22 protein-coding genes are annotated in these 24,251 nt (G+C 35.5%); 21 read left to right on the plus strand and 1 reads right to left on the minus strand.

All coding sequences use genetic code 11. The annotated features are described in order from the left end of the window. Positions 1–98 precede the first annotated feature (98 nt). Positions 99–2,516, minus strand: a complete 2,418-nt coding sequence (locus IGL98_RS08275; RefSeq protein ID WP_206912111.1) for a hydroxymethylglutaryl-CoA reductase, degradative — start codon at positions 2,514–2,516, stop codon at positions 99–101. Between the two features lie 184 nt (positions 2,517–2,700). Between IGL98_RS08275 and IGL98_RS08280 the strand changes: the two genes are divergently transcribed. The 21 genes from IGL98_RS08280 to IGL98_RS08380 all read left to right on the plus strand — a co-directional run bounded on the left by IGL98_RS08280 (position 2,701) and on the right by IGL98_RS08380 (position 24,245). Further along, positions 2,701–3,852 (plus strand): hydroxymethylglutaryl-CoA synthase, encoded by a 1,152-nt coding sequence (locus IGL98_RS08280; protein WP_206842264.1) that lies wholly within the window; start codon positions 2,701–2,703, stop codon positions 3,850–3,852. A gap of 399 nt (positions 3,853–4,251) precedes the next feature. Then, positions 4,252–4,380 carry a hypothetical protein gene (locus tag IGL98_RS08285; RefSeq protein ID WP_277989059.1) on the plus strand — a complete coding sequence of 43 codons (129 nt, stop codon included), beginning with the start codon at positions 4,252–4,254 and terminating at the stop codon, positions 4,378–4,380. A gap of 115 nt (positions 4,381–4,495) precedes the next feature. Then, on the plus strand, positions 4,496–4,675 hold the full coding sequence (locus IGL98_RS08290) for a hypothetical protein (RefSeq protein WP_206912112.1): 180 nt from the start codon (positions 4,496–4,498) through the stop codon (positions 4,673–4,675). A 156-nt stretch (positions 4,676–4,831) separates the two neighbouring features. Beyond that, positions 4,832–5,815: an aldo/keto reductase gene (locus IGL98_RS08295; protein ID WP_206912113.1), complete on the plus strand. Its 984-nt coding sequence runs from the start codon at positions 4,832–4,834 to the stop codon at positions 5,813–5,815. Positions 5,816–5,855: 40 nt separating this feature from the next. Next, positions 5,856–6,263 carry a cupin domain-containing protein gene (locus IGL98_RS08300; protein ID WP_206912114.1) on the plus strand — a complete coding sequence of 136 codons (408 nt, stop codon included), beginning with the start codon at positions 5,856–5,858 and terminating at the stop codon, positions 6,261–6,263. Positions 6,264–6,291: 28 nt separating this feature from the next. Next, positions 6,292–6,606: a carboxymuconolactone decarboxylase family protein gene (locus tag IGL98_RS08305; RefSeq protein WP_206842273.1), complete on the plus strand. Its 315-nt coding sequence runs from the start codon at positions 6,292–6,294 to the stop codon at positions 6,604–6,606. Between the two features lie 43 nt (positions 6,607–6,649). Continuing rightward, a complete protein-coding gene (locus tag IGL98_RS08310) occupies positions 6,650–7,810 on the plus strand; it encodes an MFS transporter (RefSeq protein WP_206912115.1) in 1,161 nt (386 codons plus the stop codon). Positions 7,811–7,815: 5 nt separating this feature from the next. Next, the gene (locus IGL98_RS08315) at positions 7,816–8,256 is read left to right on the plus strand and encodes a hypothetical protein (protein ID WP_242590201.1); all 441 of its coding nucleotides are present in this window, start codon (positions 7,816–7,818) and stop codon (positions 8,254–8,256) included. 4 nt (positions 8,257–8,260) lie between these two features. Then, positions 8,261–8,425 (plus strand): hypothetical protein, encoded by a 165-nt coding sequence (locus IGL98_RS08320; RefSeq protein ID WP_339099589.1) that lies wholly within the window; start codon positions 8,261–8,263, stop codon positions 8,423–8,425. A gap of 23 nt (positions 8,426–8,448) precedes the next feature. Next, entirely contained in the window at positions 8,449–9,186 is a 738-nt protein-coding gene (locus IGL98_RS08325; protein WP_206912116.1) for an SDR family oxidoreductase, read from the plus strand. Between the two features lie 199 nt (positions 9,187–9,385). Continuing rightward, positions 9,386–10,075 carry an alpha/beta hydrolase gene (locus IGL98_RS08330; protein WP_206842281.1) on the plus strand — a complete coding sequence of 230 codons (690 nt, stop codon included), beginning with the start codon at positions 9,386–9,388 and terminating at the stop codon, positions 10,073–10,075. 287 nt (positions 10,076–10,362) lie between these two features. Continuing rightward, the gene (locus IGL98_RS08335) at positions 10,363–11,604 is read left to right on the plus strand and encodes a sugar ABC transporter substrate-binding protein (protein ID WP_206842286.1); all 1,242 of its coding nucleotides are present in this window, start codon (positions 10,363–10,365) and stop codon (positions 11,602–11,604) included. Positions 11,605–11,721: 117 nt separating this feature from the next. Next, positions 11,722–12,606 carry a carbohydrate ABC transporter permease gene (locus tag IGL98_RS08340; protein ID WP_206842289.1) on the plus strand — a complete coding sequence of 295 codons (885 nt, stop codon included), beginning with the start codon at positions 11,722–11,724 and terminating at the stop codon, positions 12,604–12,606. Positions 12,607–12,620: 14 nt separating this feature from the next. Further along, a complete protein-coding gene (locus IGL98_RS08345; protein ID WP_069644576.1) occupies positions 12,621–13,451 on the plus strand; it encodes a carbohydrate ABC transporter permease in 831 nt (276 codons plus the stop codon). A 23-nt stretch (positions 13,452–13,474) separates the two neighbouring features. Continuing rightward, complete coding sequence (locus IGL98_RS08350) at positions 13,475–15,625, plus strand: glycoside hydrolase family 3 N-terminal domain-containing protein (protein WP_206842291.1); 2,151 nt, start codon at positions 13,475–13,477, stop codon at positions 15,623–15,625. Between the two features lie 14 nt (positions 15,626–15,639). Beyond that, positions 15,640–18,945 carry a GH36-type glycosyl hydrolase domain-containing protein gene (locus IGL98_RS08355; RefSeq protein WP_206842293.1) on the plus strand — a complete coding sequence of 1,102 codons (3,306 nt, stop codon included), beginning with the start codon at positions 15,640–15,642 and terminating at the stop codon, positions 18,943–18,945. Positions 18,946–18,958: 13 nt separating this feature from the next. Beyond that, entirely contained in the window at positions 18,959–19,930 is a 972-nt protein-coding gene (locus IGL98_RS08360; RefSeq protein ID WP_206842295.1) for a LacI family DNA-binding transcriptional regulator, read from the plus strand. Between the two features lie 216 nt (positions 19,931–20,146). After that, positions 20,147–20,575, plus strand: a complete 429-nt coding sequence (locus IGL98_RS08365; protein ID WP_206842297.1) for a MarR family winged helix-turn-helix transcriptional regulator — start codon at positions 20,147–20,149, stop codon at positions 20,573–20,575. A 69-nt stretch (positions 20,576–20,644) separates the two neighbouring features. Further along, positions 20,645–21,550 (plus strand): magnesium transporter CorA family protein, encoded by a 906-nt coding sequence (locus tag IGL98_RS08370; RefSeq protein WP_206842299.1) that lies wholly within the window; start codon positions 20,645–20,647, stop codon positions 21,548–21,550. Positions 21,551–21,813: 263 nt separating this feature from the next. Then, a complete protein-coding gene (locus tag IGL98_RS08375; RefSeq protein ID WP_206912117.1) occupies positions 21,814–23,787 on the plus strand; it encodes a BglG family transcription antiterminator in 1,974 nt (657 codons plus the stop codon). Positions 23,788–23,789: 2 nt separating this feature from the next. Then, a complete protein-coding gene (locus IGL98_RS08380) occupies positions 23,790–24,245 on the plus strand; it encodes a PTS sugar transporter subunit IIA (protein WP_206842307.1) in 456 nt (151 codons plus the stop codon). Positions 24,246–24,251: the final 6 nt, after the last annotated feature.

Here is a 24,251-nt window from a genome sequence, read left to right on the forward strand (position 1 = left end):
CAAAGATAACGAAGTGTGAATAGAAAACTGCATAAGTAGCGTTTGAACAAGCAACTACTCATGCAGTTTCATTATATTATCTGTATCAAGGCAAAATACTATTGTCTCAATTCTAATAAAAATTCTAAGGCTTGTTCTTGATTCATCAGTCCAGATTTTAATTTATCCGCAATGATTTCTATCTCTGCGCCTTTTGCACCGATCGACATAGCTAAAGAACGAGCTTGTAATGACATATGACCTTGTTGAATACCTTCCGAGACTAATGCGCGCAAGGCAGCTAAATTTTGTGCTAAGCCAACAGCTACAATTACTTCCGCCAATTCTTTTGCATCAGTTACATTTAAAATTTCTAAAGCAGCCTGAGCTTTGGGTAAAACACGAATTGCACCGCCAACGGTTCCGATAGCCAAAGGTAATTCAATAATGCCTTGCAAGCCATCTTCGACAAGTTCCCATTGACTTAAACCGTGATAACTACCAACAGCAGCATAAGCATGAGCTGCAGCTGCAACTGCACGTGTATCATTTCCAGTTGCTAAAACCACAGCTTCTATCCCATTCATAATGCCTTTATTATGGGTAGCAGCACGATAGGGGTCTATCTGAGCAAGTTGAGAAGCTGCAGCAATTTTTTCTGCAACTAATTTTCCAGACTTGAAATCACCTGTTTTACTTAAACTAGCAAACGAAACGTAACAGGTTGCTTTCACTAAAGATTCCGTTGCGTAATTACTTAAGATACTAAACAGAATTTCATCATCAAACCATTGACGGAATAAATCAGCGACACCTTCTAAAATTGAATTGAGAATATTGGCGCCCATCGCATCTTTAGTATCAACCAGTAAATCCACTGATAAATAGGTATTGTCTTCCGGAAAGTGACGAACTTGGATTCTTTTTAAGCCACCACCACGTTTCACAATAGAGGGGTAACTTTTTTCTGCTTGAACAAAAATTTCTTCTGAAGACTGGTTGATTTTTTCTTCGATTAGCGCGGGATCTGTAACATTCATAAAAACAATTTGACCTCGTAGAAGTCCTTCTGATAATTCACTTTGAATACTGCCAGACCTTCGAATCATTTTGGCGCCATTACTACATGCAGCTATTACAGAAGGTTCCTCAGTCGCCATAGGAACTTGGTAGCTTTTATCATTTACTAAAATATCAGGAACAATTCCCATTGGCAAAGCCATTTCACTGATTTGATTTTCAATTAAATGATTGGCGATATCTTCGTCTAGAGACATTTTTTCTAACTCTTGTCTGTTCTCCATAGAAAGATTACCTTTTTCTTGTAAAAAGGTTAAGCGTTCCTCTTTTGACAGTTGATAAAACTTTTTATCAGCTGTAGCGTTTTGAGGTCGCTCAATAAGCATGGCCAGTCCAAGGCCTCCACCAACACATAGAGAAGCCACTCCGTATTGACTATTTGTGTCTTCTAATTGGTGTGCTAAAGTCGCTACGATTCGAGTTCCAGATGCACCAATCGGATGGCCTAAACTAATGCCGCCGCCCCAAATGTTGAGTTTTTCTTCTGGTATCTTCAATTCATTTTGAACGACAATGGATGATGCAGCGAAAGCTTCATTGATTTCAAATAAATCAATGTCTTCAATATTAAGATCGTTACGTTGTAATAAAGATTGAATTGCCTTGATTGGTGAAATCCCCATTATGCTTGGATCAATCCCGATTTCAGTAACATCTTTTACAATAGCGAGATAAGGAATCTGATGTTTATCTGCGAATGATTTTGAAGCGAGTATCATTGCCGAAGCAGCATCATTTATCGTCGATGCATTTCCTGCTGTGACAGAGCCATTTTCTTTGAAAACTGTTTTAAGTGTGCCTAATTTTTCTACCGTTGTATCTTTTCTAACGCCTTCATCGTCCTTAAAAATAGTATCATTGATGAATAAAGGAACGATTTCTTTCACAAATTTTCCTTCGGCTTGTGCTTGTGCTGCTTTCATTTGTGAATGCGCCGCAAAGGTATCCTGCATTTCTCGTGTAATATTAAATTGTTCAGCAATATTTTCTGCTGTTAAGCCCATCGCTTTACCGCTAAATGCATCTGTTAAACCGTCTACCATCATAGTTGGAGCAGGTTTGGAATAAGTATCCTCTTCTTTGTATGTGATGGCAGGAGCAGTCGTCATACTTTCTGTTCCACCAGCTATAATAACATCAGCTTGCCCTAATTGAATGGCTTGTTTGGCTAAGCTGATTGCTTTCATGCCTGATCCACAAACTTCATTTACAGTAAAAGCGGGGACTTCAAAGCCTAATCCACTGTTTATTGCGATTTGTCGTGCAGGATTTTGTCCATTTCCTGCTTGTAATACATTTCCGAAAACTACTTGTTTTATATGTTCTACCACTTTTGTATTTCTTGTAAGTAACTCTTTTGTAACAGCCGTTCCTAGCTCAACTGCCGATAATGATTTTAATTGTCCTCGATACTTGCCTATAGGGGTTCTCAAGGCGTCGATAATTACGATTTCCACGACGTCACCTCCAATATGAAATATACCATGGTTTGTGAAAAAAGAATACTCTATAAATCATAATAAAAAAACTTCTGAAATTCTTTAACAAATTTTAAAATATCCTTTTTTCTACCAATCTTACTCGATTATATGATAAATTATAGTATGTAATGAATGAGAATAATGATAGAGGAGATATAAAATGAACGTTGGCATAGATAAAATTAGTTTTTTTGTCCCACCATATTATGTAGATATGACCGATTTAGCTTTAGCAAGAGAGGTAGATCCAAATAAATTTCATATTGGTATTGGACAAGACAAAATGGCTGTTAATAAAAAAACACAAGATATCGTGACCTTTGCTGCGAATGCCGCAAAAAATATTTTAACGGATGAAGATAAAAAGCAAATTGACATGGTGATTGTAGGAACAGAATCTGGTATTGATGAATCAAAGGCATCTGCAGTGGTTTTACACCGTTTGCTAGGGATTCAATCTTTTGCCCGTGCGTTTGAAATAAAAGAAGCTTGCTATGCAGGAACTGCTGCCTTGCAATATGCTGTAGCTCATATTAAAACGCATCCGGAAAGCAAAGTGTTAGTTGTGGCTTCTGATATTGCTAAATATGGCTTAGCTTCTGGCGGCGAACCCACACAAGGAGCTGGAGCGGTTGCTATGCTGGTTTCAGCTGATCCGAGAATTCTACAATTAAATGATGATAGTGTAGCTTTAACGCAGGATATCTATGATTTTTGGCGACCAGTGGGACATGATTATCCAATGGTTGATGGACAATTATCTAACGAAACATACATCCAAGCCTTTCAAAAAGTTTGGGAAGAATATCAACACCGCTATAATAAATCGATTGCTGATTTTCATGCGTTGGCATTCCATATTCCTTATACAAAAATGGGGAAAAAGGCCTTATTGGCCGCTTTGGAAGACGAATCAGCAGAAGAGCAAGAACGTATTTTAACGAAATATGAAGCAAGTATTCTCTATAGTCGACAAGTTGGTAATTTGTATACAGGTTCTTTGTATTTGGGTTTGATTTCGTTATTGGAAAATGGTCAATTAAATGCTGGGGAATTAATTGGATTATTTAGTTACGGTTCTGGTACGGTCGCAGAATTTTTTAGTGGTACACTTGTTGAAGGGTATCAAACGCAATTGCTTACAGATCTTCATCAAACGCAATTGGCTGACCGTAAAGTATTATCGATTGCTGAATATGAAGAGATGTTTAACGATATTTTGGATACCAATGTAGATAGTGAGTATGAAGATTCGCTTCTTTATAGTATCGCTTCTATCTCAAATACGGTTAGAGCGTATAAGGAAAACTAACCTATAAGAATAAGTAAAATCTTTAAAGATACTACTTTATGAGAGTGTGGAGACTTACCGCTTATCGTGAATCATTGTTGTTTTGGATAAATTAATGTCTAAACTTTAAGTATTCTTTATAAGCATTGTAGGATTTTTCATAAAATAATAAACATCTACAAATTGAAGTTGCAACATATCTCTTATAGTGGATGTGTTGCAGCTTTTTTATAGATTACAAGAAGTTCATATTTATATGTTCTTGACTATAGTTAATTAGACTAACTGTAGGAGGAATAAAGACGTTTAGCTACAGGTTAAACCTTATTTCTACAAAGGTTATAGAGGAATAATAAAAATTGACAGAAGAAAATAAATCGGATAATTGTTTAATTGTCAAATTTAGATAGGAGAATACCAATGATTAAAATAGATAAAATGATTTTTGAAATTGATGGAATGGTTGTTCCATCCGAAAAAGTGATTGAATGGGAATATAAACGTTTGATTACAGCAAAGTATTGTACCAATTATTCAAGAAGTTATTGAAGTCACAGGAGGATCCCCATTACCTACACGATTTTTTGCACATTATGGCGATGAAGAAGGGTTAAAATCGACGTTAACTACTGGTTACAAGGTTCAAGCAGCTGGTTCAGCTCGCTTGGAAAATGGCACCATTATTGGTGGTGTTCGTCACCAAGTAAAAAAAGAAGGAAATGGCTTTCGTTTTAAAGCATTAGTCGAATTTCCTAGTATTTTGCCAAACTACATGATTCAACAGTATCAGTTGCATTTAGCGTGTGAATTTGGTCATTGGATTTCTGATATATTAAACGATTAAGATAATTAATTTCTGAATCATATTCTACTTCTATTTTTTTATGAAGGGAATCATGTTTCAGATTTTTTTTGCTCTAATACTTGACTTAGAGTTCACTTTAAGAGGTAAACTATGTTTAGCAATAAAAACAGTAATTCATTACAAGGAGGAATTTTAATGGACTATGTAAAATTTGGCAATACAGGAATGGAAGTTTCGAGAATCTGTCTAGGCGCAATGGGTTTTGGTGATCCTAACAGTGGTTTTCATGAATGGGTCTTAGAAGAAGAGGAAAGCAAAAAAGTAATCAAAAAAGCGCTAGATTTAGGAATTAATTTCTTTGATACAGCTAATGTGTATTCGTATGGTGCAAGTGAACGGATTCTTGGAAAAGCACTGAATGAGTATGCGAATCGTGATGAAATCGTCGTTGCAACCAAATTATTTACTACGATGAAAAAAGACGTTCCAAACAGCGGTGGTTTATCAAGAAAAGAAATTTTTCATCAAATTGATGCTAGTTTAGAACGTTTAGGTATGGATTATGTTGATTTATATATTATCCATCGTTGGGATTACAATACACCAATCGAAGAGACAATGGAAGCTTTGCATGATGTTGTGAAATCCGGGAAAGTTCGTTATATCGGCGCTTCAGCTATGTTTGCGTGGCAGTTTGCAAAAGCACAAGCAGTGGCTGAGAAAAATGGCTGGACAAAATTTGTTTCTATGCAAAATCATTTAAATTTATTATACCGTGAAGAAGAAAGAGAAATGCTGCCATTATGTGAAGATCAAAAAATTGCAGTTACTCCGTATAGTCCATTAGCATCAGGTCGTTTGACGCGTGATTGGAGCGCACAAACTAAGCGTTTTGAAAAAGATAAAACAGCGATGTCAAAATATGATAATACAGCCGATCAAGATCGCATTATCGTTGAAAGAGTTGCTGAAATTGCTGAAAAGCGTGGGGTGGAACGTGTACAAGTTGCGCTTGCGTGGCTGCTTCAAAAAGGACCGGTTGTAGCACCGATTATTGGGGCTACAAAAGAAAGTCATTTAACGAATGCAATTCCTGCTTTGGATTTAATTTTGACTGAAGAAGAAGTGCAGTTTTTAGAAGAACCTTATATTCCTCATGTGATTGTTGGACATAAATAAAAACGCGAATAAGTTAATAAAAGTAGAGGAGAAATAGAAAATGGTAAAATTTGAAGAAGTAAAAAACGGTGTAATTTTCCCTGTAGGAGAAAAGAATGAGGCCTTTGCGAAATATTTTATCGGTCAAAGTTATTTAAAGAATTTAGTAGCAGATCCTGAGGTCAAGGTCGGAGTCGGAAATGTTACATTTGAACCTGGTTGTCGCAACAATTGGCATATCCACCATGATGGATTTCAACTGTTATTAGTAACTGGTGGTGAAGGTTGGTATCAAGAAGAAGGGAAACCAGCACAATTTTTAACCACTGGGGATGTTATTGTTACTCATGATGGTGTGAAACATTGGCACGGTGCCGCAAAAAATAGTTGGTTTGAACATCTGGCAATCACTGCCGGTACACCAGAATGGTTAGAGCCTGTTTCAGATGAATTATATAGTCAATTATAAAATGAATAAAAGATGGGAGTCCTACCTAATGAAAAAACAAACCGCAGGAAGAGATCAATTAGGCGAATTTGCACCAAAGTTTGCGGAATTAAATGACGATGTATTATTTGGAGAGGTTTGGTCGAGAGAAGAACAACTTTCACCACATGACCGTAGCTTGATTACTTGCTCAAGCTTATTGACTCAAGGTGTACCGCAATTAGAAGCCCATATGAAAATGGCAAAACAAAATGGTGTGACCAAAGAAGAAATGGTGGAATTGATCACTCATTTAGCTTTTTATACAGGTTGGCCAAAAGCGTGGTCAGCTTTTACCTTAGCAAAAGAAATTTTCGGGGAATAAAAAATTAGAACTATCTTTTGCGTATCTTAAAGGAGACAACTCAGTGAATAAAATAACCAAACTCTCGTTATTATCTGTTTCATTACTTGTTGTATCAGGTGGAGCAATTGCTGCAAATATTCCAGCAATCATGGCAACTTATCCGGAGATTAATCCGACTCTAATCGAATTAATTACGACAATTCCTTCCTTATTTATCATTTTAACAGTGCCATTTAGTCATGTTTTTGCTAGAAAATTTGGCTACAAGCTTTCTGTTCAACTCGGTGTAGGAATTGTTTTAGGCGCAGGAATTATGCCAGTATTTGTGCAGTCGTTTTGGTTTATTTTTTTCAGTAGAATATTATTTGGTATCGGAATTGGATTATTTAACCCGTTACTCTTTTCTCTAGCAGGAAAGCTGTATCAAGGAAAAGAGCTTTCATCCGTGATTGGTTTTCAAAGTGCGTTTGAAGGAATTGGTGGTATGGTCATTACATTTACAGTTGGTCAATTGTTGGTAATGAATTGGCGTAGTTCATTTTTCGCTTATCTATTCGCTTTACCGATTTTACTTTTGTTTTCATGGTTTGTTCCAGACGTTTCACTTGAAGAGGTGGAAAATAGGCGTGAGTCAGGGGATCAAAAAATTAATCCTTCAACTTATGGTTACATCGCTTTATTGATTTTAGTTGTAACCATTTATATGTCAGTTACCGTGAAAATCACCTCGTTATTGCTTGAAAAAGGTTTTGGCGATGCGACAGATGGCAGTAATTTAATCGCCTTAGTCGGATTAGGTGCAATGACTGCAGGGGCATTATTTGGATCCATCGTTACAATAACTAAGAAATGGACGTTACCGATTTCTTTTTTCCTCTTAGGTATATCGATGTTTATGATTGCCCTTTCTCAAAATTTAGTGTCAATTTCATTCGCTGTAATTTTGTGTGGCTTTTCTTTCCGCACATTTATCCCGTATTTGTTTAATGAGGTGAATCAAGATACAAAAAGGAATTCAGAAAAAAGTACATCTTTACTATTAATCGGGTTCAACATTGGCGCGGCATGTGCACCCATTTCAATTTCTTTATTAGGAAATATACTTTCTTCTAAAGAAAATACGACTATCTTTATTGCAGAAGGGGTGATTATGATGCTGTTAACTTCTATTACGATAATCAGCATTGTTAAGAAAAAACGAAAAATCAATGCAGGAAACTAAAAGTGATGGATAGACCGAAAATTATTTGCCATAGTCAAGCATGGTTATGCGGCAGAGTCATGATGGAAATAAATTTTACTAATTTTCATAAACCAGATCTGAAAGGAATAGAAACATATTATCCTAGAACGGATTATATTGCACAAGCAAAAGCCGAAATGTATATTGTTTCAGCTGATCCTTCTGGTAAAGTTGGTTGGACTGAAAATACCGTTAAATACGAAAATCGTCCTGAGGCGCACATTATTGAAATTTTAACTGATAAAGCCAGTGATGAGTATGTTGCCTATCTTAGAGAGCGACAAATTTCTTACATTTTTGCAGGAAAAGAATTGATTGATTGTACACTTGCTTCAGAAAAATTATTGGCTTTATTTGGGATCAGAACGCTTATGGTTTCAGGGGGGCTACATCAATTGGTCATTTTTACAAGAAGGTTTGATTGATGAAGTGAGTATTATTATGACACCAGCGACATATGGACGAACAGATACAAATACGATTTTTGAAAGAGCAGACAATTTACCTGAAATAGTACCAGTTGGATTTAAATTGAAATCAGTGGATATCGCTGAAGAAGATACCTTATGGTTAAGATATAGCGTACTTAACTAACAAAATGAAAAGAGGTCAAATTTATGAATAACAATATAAAAGATAAAGTTGTGGTTATTACAGGCGCATCATCTGGAATAGGAGAAGCAACAGCTCAACTATTGATTGAAAACGGAGCAAAAGTCGTTTTAGGTGCTAGAAGAGAAGAACAATTGAAAGAACTCGTGAAAAAATTCGGTGATAATAGTGCTTATGCTGTGACAGATGTTCGCAACCTAAAAGAGGTAGAAAGACTCGTTCAAGTGGCTAAAGAAAAATTCGGTAAGGTTGATGTTTTATTTGCAAATGCAGGAATTATGCCAGCTTCAAATATGAGCGAATTGAAGATAGAAGAGTGGAATGACATGATCGATATTAATATCAAGGGAGTACTCAATTCACTAGCAGCTATTATACCAGAGTTCACAACCCAAAAGTTTGGACACGTGATTACAACATGTTCAATTGCTGGGCTGAAAGTTTTTCCCGGTAACAGTGTTTATACTGGAACTAAACATGCAGTACGTGCTATTATGGAAGGTTTTAGGATGGAATCTGCAATGGAAGGAACCAATATCCGCACGACAACTCTTTACCCTGGAGCGATTGCGACAGAATTACTAGATACTATTTCTACACCAGAAGTAAAAAGTGGAATGGAACAATTCTATCAAATTGCGATCACACCAGATGCAGTTGCACAAACGGTTTTATTTGCGATTTCTCAGCCCGACTCAGTTGGTATTACAGAAATGACGATACTACCGACGAAGCAAGCATAAAACGTTTTGTTAATGTGTTAGTTGTATGCTAAATTTTCATTAAATTTAATAAAGATTGTAACAATAATTAGGTCCAAGTAAAGTAAAATGATAAAGTAAAAACAAAAAGATCAGAATTAATTTTTTGGTCTTTTTGTTATATTGTAAGAAACGATTGTTTCTGTATTAATCTTATTTATTTAAAAGAAAGCAGGTCAAAATGAAAAAAAGAGCGATATTGATTATTCATGGGTTTGGTGGTAATGAGAAAGAAATTCTATATTTACATGAAAACTTAAAACAAAGTAATCTTGCTTCATTTTGGATCCAATTAAGCGGACATGATGGAAATAAACAAAACTTTTCAAAAGCGACATCCGAACAGTGGTTAGAAGATGTTAATCTTAAATTAGATGAACTTGAACATCATTATACCCATATCACTTGTATTGGTTTTTCAATGGGTGGCTTATTGACGATCCAGATATCAGAGAGAGCGTCAGTAGATCAGCTTATTTTATGCAGTACACCGATCTATCTTTATAACGCTAATGTGATTATCCAAGATCTTATGCAAGGCATATTCTTTAAAAAACAAGAAAAATTAGATTATTATTTTAATTCGGCCAAAACTGTATCGATTCGTTCCTGCTACCAATTTTTGTCATTACTTCAAAATACAAAGAAAAAAATGAAGAAAGGGATTCGATCAACAACGAATAAAAAGATGCTCATTCTGCAAAATAGACAGGATGAAACGACATACTATAAAAGTGCGTATTACCTTGCGAAAGCCAGTAATGTACAAGTTTCTTTGAAAATATATGAAAATGGCAGGCATCAGTTATTTTTAGGAGAAAATAAAAACGTTGCAGTTGAAGATATAAAGAAATTTATTCTTCACGAATAATCTCCAGTTCAGATAAATAGTTCAAATAATCTAAAATTCTGATTAACTAAGTTGAAAAAATTTATAATCAGGATTTTTTTCTATTTATTTTTGAGTAAATTTCAATAGATTTTTTACCGTAAAGTGTACATATACTGAGCATTTAGTGAAACGTTTCTATTTTATCAGTTGTTTATAACTGTGTTTATCGGATTGAAAAGAAAAGAAAACGCTTGCTTTAATTCATAACCAGTAATATAATCATTTTTGTAGAAACGTTTCACTAAATATTATTGAGGAGTGGAAGTATGAAATCATGGAAAAAGCTTTGCTTATTAGGAACAACTTTATTTGCAACGGTAGGTATCATGGCAGCATGTTCTTCGGGAAATAAAGAAAGCGCTTCAGATGAACTGACATTTTGGTATATGGGTGATGGCGATCAAGGAATCAAGCCAATTGTAGATGAATTTACGAAGGAATCAGGAATCAAAGTTAAAATCCAAAGTATTCCGTGGTCTACTTCAAGAGATAAATTACTAACGGCAGTCGCTTCTAAAGAAGGTCCAGATGTTGTACAAATGGGCACGACCTATATGAGTGAATTTGTTGATGCTGGTGCGTTGTTGGATATAACGGATGATGTAAAGAAAAGTGATGTCATGAAATCTGATAATTTTTTTGATGGTTCTGTAGCAACAACACAATTTGACGGTCAAACCTATGCAGTCCCATGGTACACAGAAACCCGCGGATTATATTATAGAAAAGATTTGCTAGAAAGTGTTGGCTTCAAAGAAGCACCTAAAACATGGGATGAATTGGCAGATGCAGCGAAAAAACTAGCAGCTCGCGGTGACAATAAATATGGCTTTGGTGTAGAACTAAAAGAACCAACATTTGGTTTTATGTTCGCTCGTCAAAACGGTTCGAAATTATTTGATAAAGAGAATAAGCCGCTATTTAATCAACCTGAAATGGTAGATGCCTTAAAATTCTTAGATAAGTTAGTGCAAGATGGTTCTGCACCTAAAACAGATTTAGGGTTAGAGATTGGGCAAAGTTTTGGTGGTGAAGGCGTTGTACCAATGTTTATCAGTGGTCCATGGATGATTAATAGTATTAAAGATTCAGCTCCTGATATCGATGGAAAATGGGGTGTAGCTGAATTACCGAAAGGACCTGTGAACAATATGTCTGTGACAGGCGGAGCCAATTTAGCAGTCTTTAGTAGTTCTAAGAAAAAAGATGATGGGATGAAATTGATTGAATATCTTTCAAAACCTGAAAATCAAACCAAGTTTTTTGAAAGTACGAATTCACTTCCAACCAATAAAGCATCATGGAATTCAGATGTATTCAAAAATGACCCGTTGATTTCAGTATTTGGAGAACAACTAAACGAATCACAACCGATGCCATTATTAAAACAATGGGATGAAATTTCTCAAAACTTTATGAAGCAATGGGAACAAGTCGTTGTGAGCGGAAAAAATCTTCAGGACGCAATGGATGAGCTAAATGAGCAAACGGAAAGCTTGATTAAATAATCTTAAGGAGTGAAGGAACAAAAGGCTAGAATATGTTATCGATCATGCAGCTAGTGAAGGGTAAATGTAAACTTGTCTTTTGTTCCTTTTATTGATTTAGTAAGGAGGAAAGAAACCATGAAAAAATCAAAATCACCTTATTTTTTTATTGCTCCAGCCGTTGCATTATTAGTGATTTTTTCAATCATACCGATTTTTATCGCTGTAACCATCAGTTTTACAGATATGAGTTTAGCAGGGTTAGCTGACTTTTCTCGGATCAATTTTGTTGGCTTAGATAATTATTTAAATATTTTTAATGATAAAGTCTTTGGACAAGCGATGTTCAATACTGCTTATTATGTTGTTATCGGTGTGCCACTCGTCATTATTTCTTCATTAGCGTTAGCTATTATGATCAACTTTGGGGAGAATAAATTTTTCTCGTTTATGCGTTTAGTGTTCTATAGCCCTTCAATCACAAATACGGTGGCTGTATCTGTTGTCTGGATGTATTTATATAATCCAACGATTGGCTTATTAAACCATTTATTATCTTATCTAAACGTTGGGCCGATTATGTGGCTTACCGATCCAAGTACATCGAAAATTTCGTTAATTATCATAGCAGTTTGGAAAGCAATTGGCTTGAATATGTTGATCTTTTTAGCCGCGATTCAAGGGATTCCAAAAGAATATTATGAAGCAGCTGAAATCGATGGGGCAAATAAATGGCAACAAATTTTAAAAATCACGATCCCGTTACTGAAATTTTCAATTTTCTTCGTAACGGTCACGACCTTGATCGGATGGTTCCAATTCTTCGATGAACCATTCGTTATGACCAAAGGCGGTCCGTTAGATAGTACGTTATCCGTTGCATTATTTATTTACCAAAGAGGCTTCCAATACAACAAATTTGGATATGCAGCAGCAGGCTCTGTGATCTTATTCATCGCGATTATTATCGTAACAAGTATCCAAATGAAAATCCAAACAAAACAAAAAGAAAATGAAGGATAAAAGGAGAGAACGAGATGAATTCACATAAAAATGCGCAAATGAGCTTTAAGCTTTTTATTGGTATCCTCTTAGGTGTTCTTGGAATCATGACCTTTTTCCCATTTCTTTGGATGATTTTTTCTTCATTTAAAACCAATGCGGAAATCAATCAAATCGTGCCTAGCTTATTTCCAAAAGATGCGACATTCGATAATTTTAAAGAGTTATTTTTCAGATTGAATTTTGGAACCTATCTTAAAAATACGTTGATCATCACAGCATGTTCATTTGTCGGATTGTTGTTAAACGCCATGGCAGGCTATGGTTTTGCTAAATTTGATTTCAAAGGGAAAAACGGACTCTTTCTAATGGTCTTAGCTACAATGATGATCCCAGGCCAAGTAACGATGATTCCAGTGTATTTATTGTTGAACTCGGTTGGTTTGACGAACACCTTGATCGGAATCGTTTTGCCGGGGCTAGCTGGTGCATTTGGAATTTTTCTATTCCGGCAATTTATGAATACTATTTCAAATGAAATGCTTGAAGCTGCAAGACTTGATGGAGCCAGTGAATGGTATATCTTTTTTAAGATTATTTTACCGGTGAGTCGCCCAATTTTAGCAGTTCAAGGAATTTTGACCTTTATCGGTGGTTGGAACTCATTCTTATGGCCATTGATCATCGCAAATGATGAAAAATATTATACATTATCTGTTGGCCTACAACTTTTACAAGGGCAACATGGTTCCAATTATGCTTTACAAATGGCGGGAGCGACATTTATGGTTATTCCAATTTTGATCGTATTCTCGATTTTCCAAAAGTACATTTTACAAGGATTTAACGTTTCTGGAATAAAATAATAAAAGAAAAGGTGACTATAAACATGGAGCAAAAGCAATTAACAGACTTACTGGAGCAAATGACATTAGATGAAAAAGTAGGGCAATTACTTCAATTAGCTGCAGAATTCTATTCTGAAAAGGCAGAAGAGAAGACAGGACCAATGACGAATCTTGGTTTAACGCATGAAGATATTAATAACGCGGGGACAACGCTTGGAATTTCAGGGGCAAAAGAGGCCATCCGAGTACAAAATGCTTATATGGAAAACAACCGATTAGGCATTCCAACTATTTTAATGGCGGATATTATTCATGGATTCCGTACGATTTTTCCAATTCCGCTTGGTTTGGGTAGTTCATGGGATGTTGAAGCAGCTAAAAAGGTTGCTGAAATTTCAGCGAAAGAAGCGGCTGTATCAGGTTTACACGTGACATTTTCACCTATGGTCGATCTGGTTCGTGATCCACGATGGGGTCGTGTGATGGAATCAACTGGGGAAGATCCTTTTTTAAATAGTCGATTTGCCGAAGCATTCGTTAAAGGCTACCAAGGTGATGATCTGAAAAATGACTTCTTTCGTGTAGCGGCTTGTGTCAAACATTTTGCGGCTTATGGTGCAGCAATAGGAGGCCGCGATTACAACACAGTCAATATGTCCGAAAGACAACTGCGAGATAGTTATTTACCTGGTTATAAAGCAGCACTTGATGCTGGCGCAAAATTAGTCATGACCTCTTTTAACACGGTGGATGGCGTTCCAGCAACTGGGAATAAATGGTTATTTAGAGATGTGTTGAGAAAAGAGTTCGGTTTTGATGGAGTAGTCATTTCCGATTGGGGAGCGGTCATCGAGTTGATTCCTCATGGAGTAGCAGCAGATAAAAAACAAGCCGCTGAACTTGCAATCAAAGCCGGCGTTGATATTGAAATGATGACAACGTGTTATACCGAAAACTTAAAAGAACTGATTGAAGAAAATATCGTTGCTGAATCGGTACTAGATGAAGCTGTTTTGCGGATTCTTACCTTGAAAAATGACTTAGGTTTATTTGAAAATCCCCATAGAGGAGCCGATGTGACATTAGAAAAAGAGGTCGTTTTATCAAAAGAGCATCGTGCTATTGCGAGAGATATTGCGAGAAAATCAATCGTCTTGTTAAAAAACGAGAATATTTTACCATTATCGAAACAAGAGAAAGTAGCAATTGTGGGACCTGCTGCTGATTCTCATGATGTAATCGGCGTTTGGTCTTGGCAAGGCAAAAAAGCCGAAGCGATTTCTTTAGCACAAGGTGTTGAACAACTTAACACAGATTATGTGATTGGAAAAGAAGCGTTTGACTATTTTAAACCGAGTCAAGCTGCCATCGAAGAAGCGGTAGCTTTAGCCAAAGAAGCGGATAAAGTTGTCTTAGCTCTTGGTGAAGAAGACTGGATGAGTGGGGAAGCGTCAAGTCGTAGTGACATTCGCTTACCACAAGCACAACTAGATTTATTCGATGCTATTCAAGCAGTAAATGACAATATCATTGTGACTTTATATAATGGTCGTCCATTAGATCTTCAAGGAATCGATTCAGCTAAAGCCATCATTGAAGCGTGGTTCCCAGGAACAGAAGGTGGAGCAGCCTTAGCTGATATTCTATATGGAAAATATAATCCAAGTGCTCGTTTAAGCATGTCGTTCCCAGAAACGGTGGGACAAGTACCCGTTTATTATAATTACGACAATACAGGCAGACCGTACAAACCAGGATCAGAAGAAAAATATGAGACTAAGTATTTAGATGTTTCAAATTTTGCAAAATATCCCTTTGGTTTTGGTTTAAGTTATAGCGAATTTGCCTATACTGACTTTAAATTAAGCTTAAATGAAATGAAACCAGATGAAACAATTACAGTTTCGATTACTGTAGAAAACCAATCAGATATTTCTGGTGAGGAAACGATTCAGTTATATATTCGAGATCAAATTGGTGAAGTAGTTCGTCCTGTCAAGGAATTAAAAGGCTTTGAAAAAGTAAGGTTACAAGCACATGAGAAAAAAAATGTTCAATTTACGATTACAGAAGAACTTTTGCGTTATGTTCATAGTGACCAAGCTCTTACTAGTGATGCTGGAACTTTTGATGTAATGATCGGTTCAAACAGTAGAGATGTCATAACAAAAACGTTCAAATTATTGAAATAGATAGGAAGAGTGAGATGACGCATCAAAAACGAACAATTGAAAACGGTGGGACATCAGTCTCATTTTTAAAAACAGGCGATCTTTATGAAATCATGCATGAAAATATAATGATCAACCAACTGAATGGAAATGCATTGGATGGAAGTTGTAATCAGCTCTATTTAAGAGTTTACGATGAAAATGACATTCAGAGTATACCCATGATCGGATCAAATTCAGCCAGTAAATTCCGAATTGGCAAAGAACAAGCAACTTGGACTGGTAACTTTTTAGGCGTATCTTACCAGGTTGATTTTAAACTATCTGAAACAGGTAGTTGGTTTTGGCAGGTGACATTGACAGGTTCTGGACAGAAAATCGATGTCATTTCTGGTCAAGATATCGGTAATGCGACAAAAGGTGCTGTTCGATCAAATGAAGCGTATATGTCACAATATGTGGATCATCATGTCTCGAAAGAAAAAGAAGCAATCATTATTTCTTCTCGACAAAATCAGCCGCAAGAAGGAAAGTTTCCAGTGATTGAACAAGGAAGTTTGAACCCTTTGGTTGCTTTTTCTACGGATGGGTATCAATTTTTTGGCCGTGAGTATAAAGAGACAAATCAAGCCAAAGCGCTGAAACAAGCATTTTTAGCAAACGAAGTGTATCAATACGAATTTGCCTACATCGCTTTACAGACTAGAACCTACGATGTAACTAAGAAAGAGACAAAAATTGTTTTTTATGGAGCATCAATAGATGATCAAAGAACAGTTATTCAAGAGCCACTTATTTCGAAAGCAGATATCCAAAACGAGTATGATGCATTGAGATTCGAGCAAATTGACGAGCAAGAAACGACTAGTGAAAAAAAACTGGGGAAACCAATTAGCGGTAAAACTTTAACGGATAAAGAACGTGACAAATTATTTCCTAATCAAACTCTAGTCGAAACAATCGATGGCAAAGTGGCTTCTTTCTTTACCGATGATTACCATCATGTGGTTTTGAAAGAAAAAGAAGTTGCAATGGAAAGAGCTCACGGGCATATTTTATTAAGCGGAAGAGAGCTAGATGTGGAACATCCGTTACTAAGCACAACCGTTTATATGTATGGTCTTTTCAATTCACAAATCGTTTTAGGCAACACAACCATGAACAAATTAATGAGTAATAGCCGTAATTCCTTAAATATCATGAAACAATCTGGACAAAGAATTTATATCAAAGAAGCAGAAAAATGGCGTATATTGACCATGCCTTCTGCATTTGTAATGGGATTAAACTCCGCTACATGGTATTATAAATTAGACAATGATATACTTACGGTGAGAACGTTTACGTTGTGTGATACTAAAGAAATCCGAACAGAAGTGATAAGTAAACAAGGCTTGAAATATACGTTTGCTATAACCAATCAGTTGGTGATGAATGCTGATGAAGAAGAGCCTACTTATGAAGTGACTAAAGTGAACGAATTGGTAACGGTGAAGGCTTCGTCAGAGTCTGTGATTCATGAAGAATATCCAGATTTAAGCTATTATTTTTCACTAGATAAACCGTTTGAAATAACCGATGAATGTTTGTTTTTATCTACTATGTCTGCAGAAGTTTTGACTACTTTTGTGATTGAAGAACAAAATGAATTTTCTATGTCTATCCAAGGAAGTTTGATTGGAGAACCATTTCAGACGATCACTACCACATATGAAAAAGAAAATGAGCAATTCTTAGGTTTTGTAAACGAACTATTAAATAATTTCCAGTTAGCGCATGAATCGGAAGAAGTTGACTCAATAAATATCTTGTCGCGCTGGTATACACATAATATGTTGGTGCATTATCTTTCTCCTCACGGCTTAGAGCAATATGGCGGTGCTGCATGGGGGACAAGAGATGTTTCACAGGGACCAACAGAGTTTTTCTTTGCTGTTAATCGACCAGAAGTTGTCCATTCGATCATTAAAAATGTCTATGCAAATCAATTTGAAGATGATGGCAATTGGCCTCAGTGGTTTATGTTTGACCGTTATGAAAAGCAAAAAGCCGATGAAAGCCATGGTGATGTGATTGTTTGGCCAATGAAGATTGTAGCTGACTATTTAGCTAAAACAAAGGATTTCAGTATTTTAGAGGAAAAAATTCCTTATACAGATCGGACAACCTTCTTAAAAACAACAGAGACACGCAGATTATTTGAGCATGTGAAAAAAGAAATTCAATTTATTGAAAACAACTTTTTAGAAGGAACGTATTTGTCTTGTTATAGCGACGGCGATTGGGATGATACGTTACAACCCTATGATAATAAGTTGAAAAAATATATGGCAAGTAGCTGGACCGTTGCACTAACGTATCAAATCGTGAATAAATTATCCAACTTACTAACGGAAGTAGATACTGCATATGGTGAGCATTTACATAAATTAGCCGCCAATATCAAAAAAGACTTCGAAAAGTACATTTTAGCGAGTGAAACGATTCCTGGTTTTGTTTATATGGAAGATACGGAGCATGTGGAATTTATGATTCATCCAACAGATAAAAAAACGGGCATCCAATATCGTTTACTGCCAATGACACGTAGCATGATCGCTGAATTATTAACAGCAGAACAAGCCAAACATCACTATGATATTATTAAAGAGCACTTACAATTTCCTGATGGTGTTCGTTTGATGAATCGACCAGCAACATATAATGGCGGTGTCAGTACAAACTTTAAACGTGCGGAACAATCAGCTAATTTCGGTCGTGAAATTGGTTTGCAGTATGTTCATGCTCACATTCGTTTCACAGAAGCAATGGCTAAACTTGGCAAAGCCGATGAAACGTGGCGAGCCCTGAACATTATTAATCCGATTCAAATAAAAGCACATGTCGAAAATGCCGAAATCCGTCAAGCAAATGTTTATTTTAGCAGTTCTGATGGTGATTTTAAAACTAGATATGATGCGCAAGAAAATTTTGGTAAACTAAAAGATGGCAGTGTTGGTGTTAAAGGTGGTTGGCGGATTTATTCGAGTGGTCCAGGAATTTACATGAATCAACTGTTGAGCAATGTTTTAGGGATTCGTGAAGATAAAGAAAATATGATTCTTGATCCAATTTTACCGAAAGAATTAGATGGCTTAACAATGCGGTATCAAATTGCTGACAAAGACGTCCAAATTATATTTCATTTGGGTAGTCAAAAAGAAGCTGTGATAGCAAACGGAACAGAGCTGTCTATTAGACGAGAAGAAAATCTTTATCGTCAAGGCGGTTATATTGTTTCCTTAGGCGAACTTATTACTTGCTTAGATAAGAAAGAAAACCAACTAGATATTTTTTGTTAGGAGATGAGCGTACATGGTAGGGATTAAAGAAATTGCAAAAAAAGCAGGGGTGTCGATTTCAACTGTTTCTTATGCGTTAAATGGCAGTCCAAAAGTCACCGAAGCAACTCGAGCAAGAATCCAAGCAATTGCAGAGGAATTGGACTATGTTCCTAACATGGCTGCTCGTACTCTAAAAAGGCAGCAAACCAATATAATTGGTGTCTATCTTGCTGATTATGGTGGAAGTTTTTATGGTGAATTATTAGACGGTATAAAAAAAGGGCTAGAAGCTCAAAACTATGAAATGATTGTTTGCAGTGGGAATAAATCACATTTGTTTATTCCCGAACGAATGATCGATGGTGCAATTGTATTAGATTGGACGTTCAAGAATAAAGAAATCGAACAATATGCAGATCGAGGGCATTTTTTAGTGATTTTAGACCGTTTGATCACACATGAAAATGTGCGTAAAGTTTTATTAGATAATAAAGGCGGCGCAACGTTAGCAATCGAAAAGGCTGTCGCTAGACAAACGCAAAAAATATTTTTAGTGTCTGGACCTAAAAAAAGCTATGATAGTCAGGAACGTTTAAATGCTAGTATCAAAGAATTAGAGCGTTTTGCTATTGACTATGAGATTATTTCAGGAGATTTTACAGAACCTTCAGGATATCGAGCGGCTAAGGAAATCATGGAAAAAGAACCTAAATTTCCTATAGATATTTTTGCGTTGAATGATGAAATGGCGATTGGCATTTATAAATATTTTAAAGAAACACCTTATGAAATTGGTAAGGATATTCGTTTGATTGGTTTTGATAATATTGATATCAGTGCATTTGTTCAGCCGAGATTAGCAACGATTTCATACTCTAAACACCGCTGGGGGATGTTGGCAGCTGAAAAAATCATTCAACTGATTACTGGAGAAGAAACGGAAGATGACCATATTTATACCAGTTTTATCGATGGCCTGTCATTTCCCGAATGGAAAGATTAGAAGTGAGGATATAAATCAATTTTCCTTGTGAATTATGTTACTTTATAAAGCGAATAAATCAATAAAATAGGTAAGATCCTTGATTATATGGACAAATCAAGGATCTTTTTCTGTCAACAGAATCGGACTACTGCTGATGAATTTAAGATAGATTTAAATAAAACAGTTGTAAAATAAAGTATTTTAGATTAAACTATCAAACGAGAGGTGATAAAGATGATTTCAAATCGAGATGGTTTAGCAGAGAAAGTTTATTTGCTAAGCATGTTACAGCAAAATTATGTAGTATCAAGATTAAAAAAACTGCATTTAAATAGTTTACAAGCGCGTAGTCTCAGTTATATTTTTCATCATCCAGGGACGATTCAAAGAGAAGTAGCAGATTATCTTGGAAAAAAACAAGCAACGGTCACAAATATTTTAAAGGGTCTAGAAGAGCGGAATTTTGTTTATCGTGAAATCCCTAAAAATAATGAACGACAGAAAAATATCTTCCTTACAGAAAAAGGGAAGCAATTAGTTGATCAAGTAAACCTCATTTTTGAACAGTTGGATGAGAAGGTTCGTAAAGGTTTGACAAAAGAAGAACAAAAACAACTAATGATGAACCTTACTAAAGCTGAAAAAAATTTTGAAGAGAATTAGTTACACTTTTTTTAGTACAAAGAACATTTTCTAGGTACTGGAACTAGTTTTTATTGAGGAGGATTTTTTATGATAACAGAAAAGAAATTTGGTAATAGCGAGAACATTTGGATCAATATCAACTCCGACCAAGTTGCAACTGATTCAGATTTATATAAAAAATACGATATTGATACTGAGATTATCTCTTATGCATTAGATAAAAATGAACGAGCACGGATTGAGTATGATAATGAATTGGAAACATTCATATTAATTTACAATGTTCCTAGAAAAGGAAAGAGCAATAATCATTATGAAGCGATTCCGATGACATTCTTGATTAAAGATAAACGCCTTTTGACCATAACGAATAGTGAAAATAAGTATATTATTCAGCATATGGAAAATTATTTAGAAAAAAATTCAGAAGTCTCACTTTTTAAATTTCTTTTTTCTAGTTTATTTATCATTACAGATAAATTTTTCCCTGTGATCGAAGAAATGGATCGAGAAAGAAATCATATCAATGCAATGCTGAAGGAGAAAACAACAAAAGCCAATTTATTAGCGTTATCAGATGTAGAAACTGGCGTTGCTTACTTTATATCTGCTACAAAGCAAAATACAGTTTTGTTGGACCAAATAAAAACAAATACGATTTTTCGAACATTAGATGAAATTGAAAAAGAACAATTTGAAGATACTCAGATTGAAGCACGACAACTGGTTGAAATGGCCCAATTGACAGCTCAAGTTTTGCAACAGCTATCGGGTACATATAATAATATCTTGAATAATAACTTGAATGATACGATGAAAATATTAACGATTCTTTCTATTTTATTAACAATACCAACGATTGTAACTGGATTTTTCGGCATGAATATGCCTTTACCCTTGGAACATAATATTTTAGGTTGGGTGATCGCAATCGGAATTAGTTTGATTGGTTGGTTTGGTTTATCCTTTATTTTACGTCTTATTTTAAAGTAACTATAATTAGACAACGAGGTTGGGACAGAAGTGTTTCGCTTATTTCCGAAGGAGTTGCTTCTGCTCCCACCGTTTATTTGGATTCCTTGAGGTTAAGGTGTGACTCGTAGAGTTATGTCTTAGCCTCGTTTTTTTTTACGAATATTTTCAAAGAGTATCACAATAGTGATTTCCACATTAATGTGGAAGCAGAAGATGATTTACTATCCGACCAAATATTCGTATACTTCAATTGTGGAAAGCGCTTTCCGGAGGTGTGTTAAATGATTGTATTAACCAAGCGAGAGAACGAGTTGCTTCGCTTGCTCTTGGTTCAAAAAGAGTACCAAGCAACAAATTTTTTCAGTAAACAGCTATCGGTTTCAAACAAAACGATTTATAGCGACTTGCAGAACGTCGAAAAATACCTTAGTACCAACGACTTAACTGTAGATCGTGTACCAAGAAAAGGTTTATTTTTAGTTGGTTCTAAAGAAGCAAAAGAGCGTCTGAAAGGATTAATCAGCCAAGAAAAAGTGACAGTTTTAGAAAATGAAGTTTTTTCACCAGCTTATAGACAATTGGTCATGATTTCGGCAATTCTACTGACTGAAGAAAAAATAACATATGACGAATATGCCGAAAGGTTTTTAATCAGTAAGCAGTCAATCAAAAAAGATATGGACGAAGTTTTACGTTATTTAAAGAATAGTGAGCTTCGTGAACTAAAAGAACGTAGATTAAATAGTTTAGAAAGAGAAACATCTATTCAGAAGGTCTATAAAAAGTATTTAGTGAGTTACAGCAAAAAATACCATCCACAAGTTGAAAGGGTACAGAAAGATAACTTGCTATATTTTTCTGAAATCATTGAACCAATGATTATTCAGCATGTGAATGGGTTTATTGAAAAAATAATGCTCCAAACGGGTAAAACGTTGAACGATTACTTTGTCTATTCTTTAAAGCTTTCACTCATCATTTTTTTAACTAGACTCAAGGCAAATCATCATGTGGAAGAACAAAATGAATTTGTTTTTAAGGACTTACAAAAAATGCAACTGTATATGGTTGCGTTAAATTTTTCTGAGGAAATGAATCAGGAACTGAATTGTATTTTCTATAAAAATGATATTCAGTATTTATGCTCATTATTATTAGCACATGGTGTTGTTCCTGGTGTGATCGACCTGCATATTGATGGGAAAATACGAAAGATAACCACTGCATTGATCAATGAGATGGCACATTTGTTGAATGTAAAAGTAGACGAAGATGAACAATTATTCCATTCTTTGATTGCTCATATCATGCCTATGATTCATAGGCTTAAAAATGACATTTATGTACGCAATCCATTAAAGGAAAACATAAAAAAGCAATATACAACAATGTTTATGTTAACGCAGTACGCAGCAATTGTTTTTGAAAAGCATTATCATCTGTTTTTAAACGAGGACGAAGTCTCTTTTTTAACGATTCATTTTCAGATTGCTTTTGAAAAAATCCAGTTAACTAAGCATGTATTGATTGTTTGCGGAAATGGTTTGGCAACCTCTGAGCTGATTTTTAATCGGATCAAACAGAATTTACCTGCAAGTGTCATTGTGGAGATTGCCACAGAAAAGCAACTAAAAACAAATGCAGTAGATGATATTGATTTAATCATTGCCGCAATCCCACTGGAATTAGAGGGAATTCCTGTTTTACATGTTTCAGCGTTGCCGACAGCAGAGGAAGTTTCAATGATTGCAACCTATCTATCTACTCTTAGTGAGAACGAAAAGACATTTACGTATTCAAAAGAAATAGAGACAGTTTCGTTAGAACCCTTTCTTGAAAAGAAATTAATTTTCTTAAATCTAGATTTTGAGAAAAAGGAAGAGGTGTTGGATTTCTTGATTAGACAATATGATGAGTTGGGTATAGTGGATGAAGGGTTCAAAGAGTCGATTTTACAAAGAGAAGAACTAGGGAACACGAGTATTGTAAGTGGAGTAGCTATTCCACATGGTGCACCAGATACAGTAAAAGAAACAAGACTATCTTTCATAACAACAAAACAGTCGATTCAATGGGGCATGAACCCAGTACGTTTAATTGTGACGATTGCAATTGCAGAAAAAGATATGGCTATTGCGAAAGATTTAGTTTCAGTTTTATATGACATGATCGATTCACAAGAGCGAGTGAAAGAACTTATTCAAAGTGAAAATGTCGCAGAATTAATGCGTTGTTTGAGCAGGAGGGAAGGTTAAAGATGTATTTCGATAGTAAGATTGCTGAATTTCAAGTAGAAGTAAAAGATAGAAATGAAGCACTACAGAGGTTGACAAAGAAATTGGGTGCGAAAGATTTTATTACAGAGGATTTTTATGAACATATTATTGAAAGAGAAGAAAAATTTCCTACAGGTCTTCCTGTACATGCAATCGGCGTCGCTATTCCTCATACGGATAGTGAGTATGTTAAAAAATCACAAATAGCTTTCATGTCATTGAAAGAACCAGTCACATTTTTTGAAATGGGTACCAATGATAAACCTGTGAAGGTAAGCATGATTTTCATGTTGGCATTGAAAGAGGCACACGAACAATTAGAGATGTTGCAAAAGTTGATCAGTATGATTCAGGAGCAAGATACCATGGAAAAACTATATCATTGTCAAACGAAAACAGAATTTATTCAGATTATTCATCATGTTGGCTTAGCTTAAAGAAAT

The organism is Enterococcus sp. DIV0840 (genome assembly GCF_050527835.1).
Taxonomy (GTDB): Bacteria; Bacillota; Bacilli; order Lactobacillales; family Enterococcaceae; genus Enterococcus_L; species Enterococcus_L ureasiticus.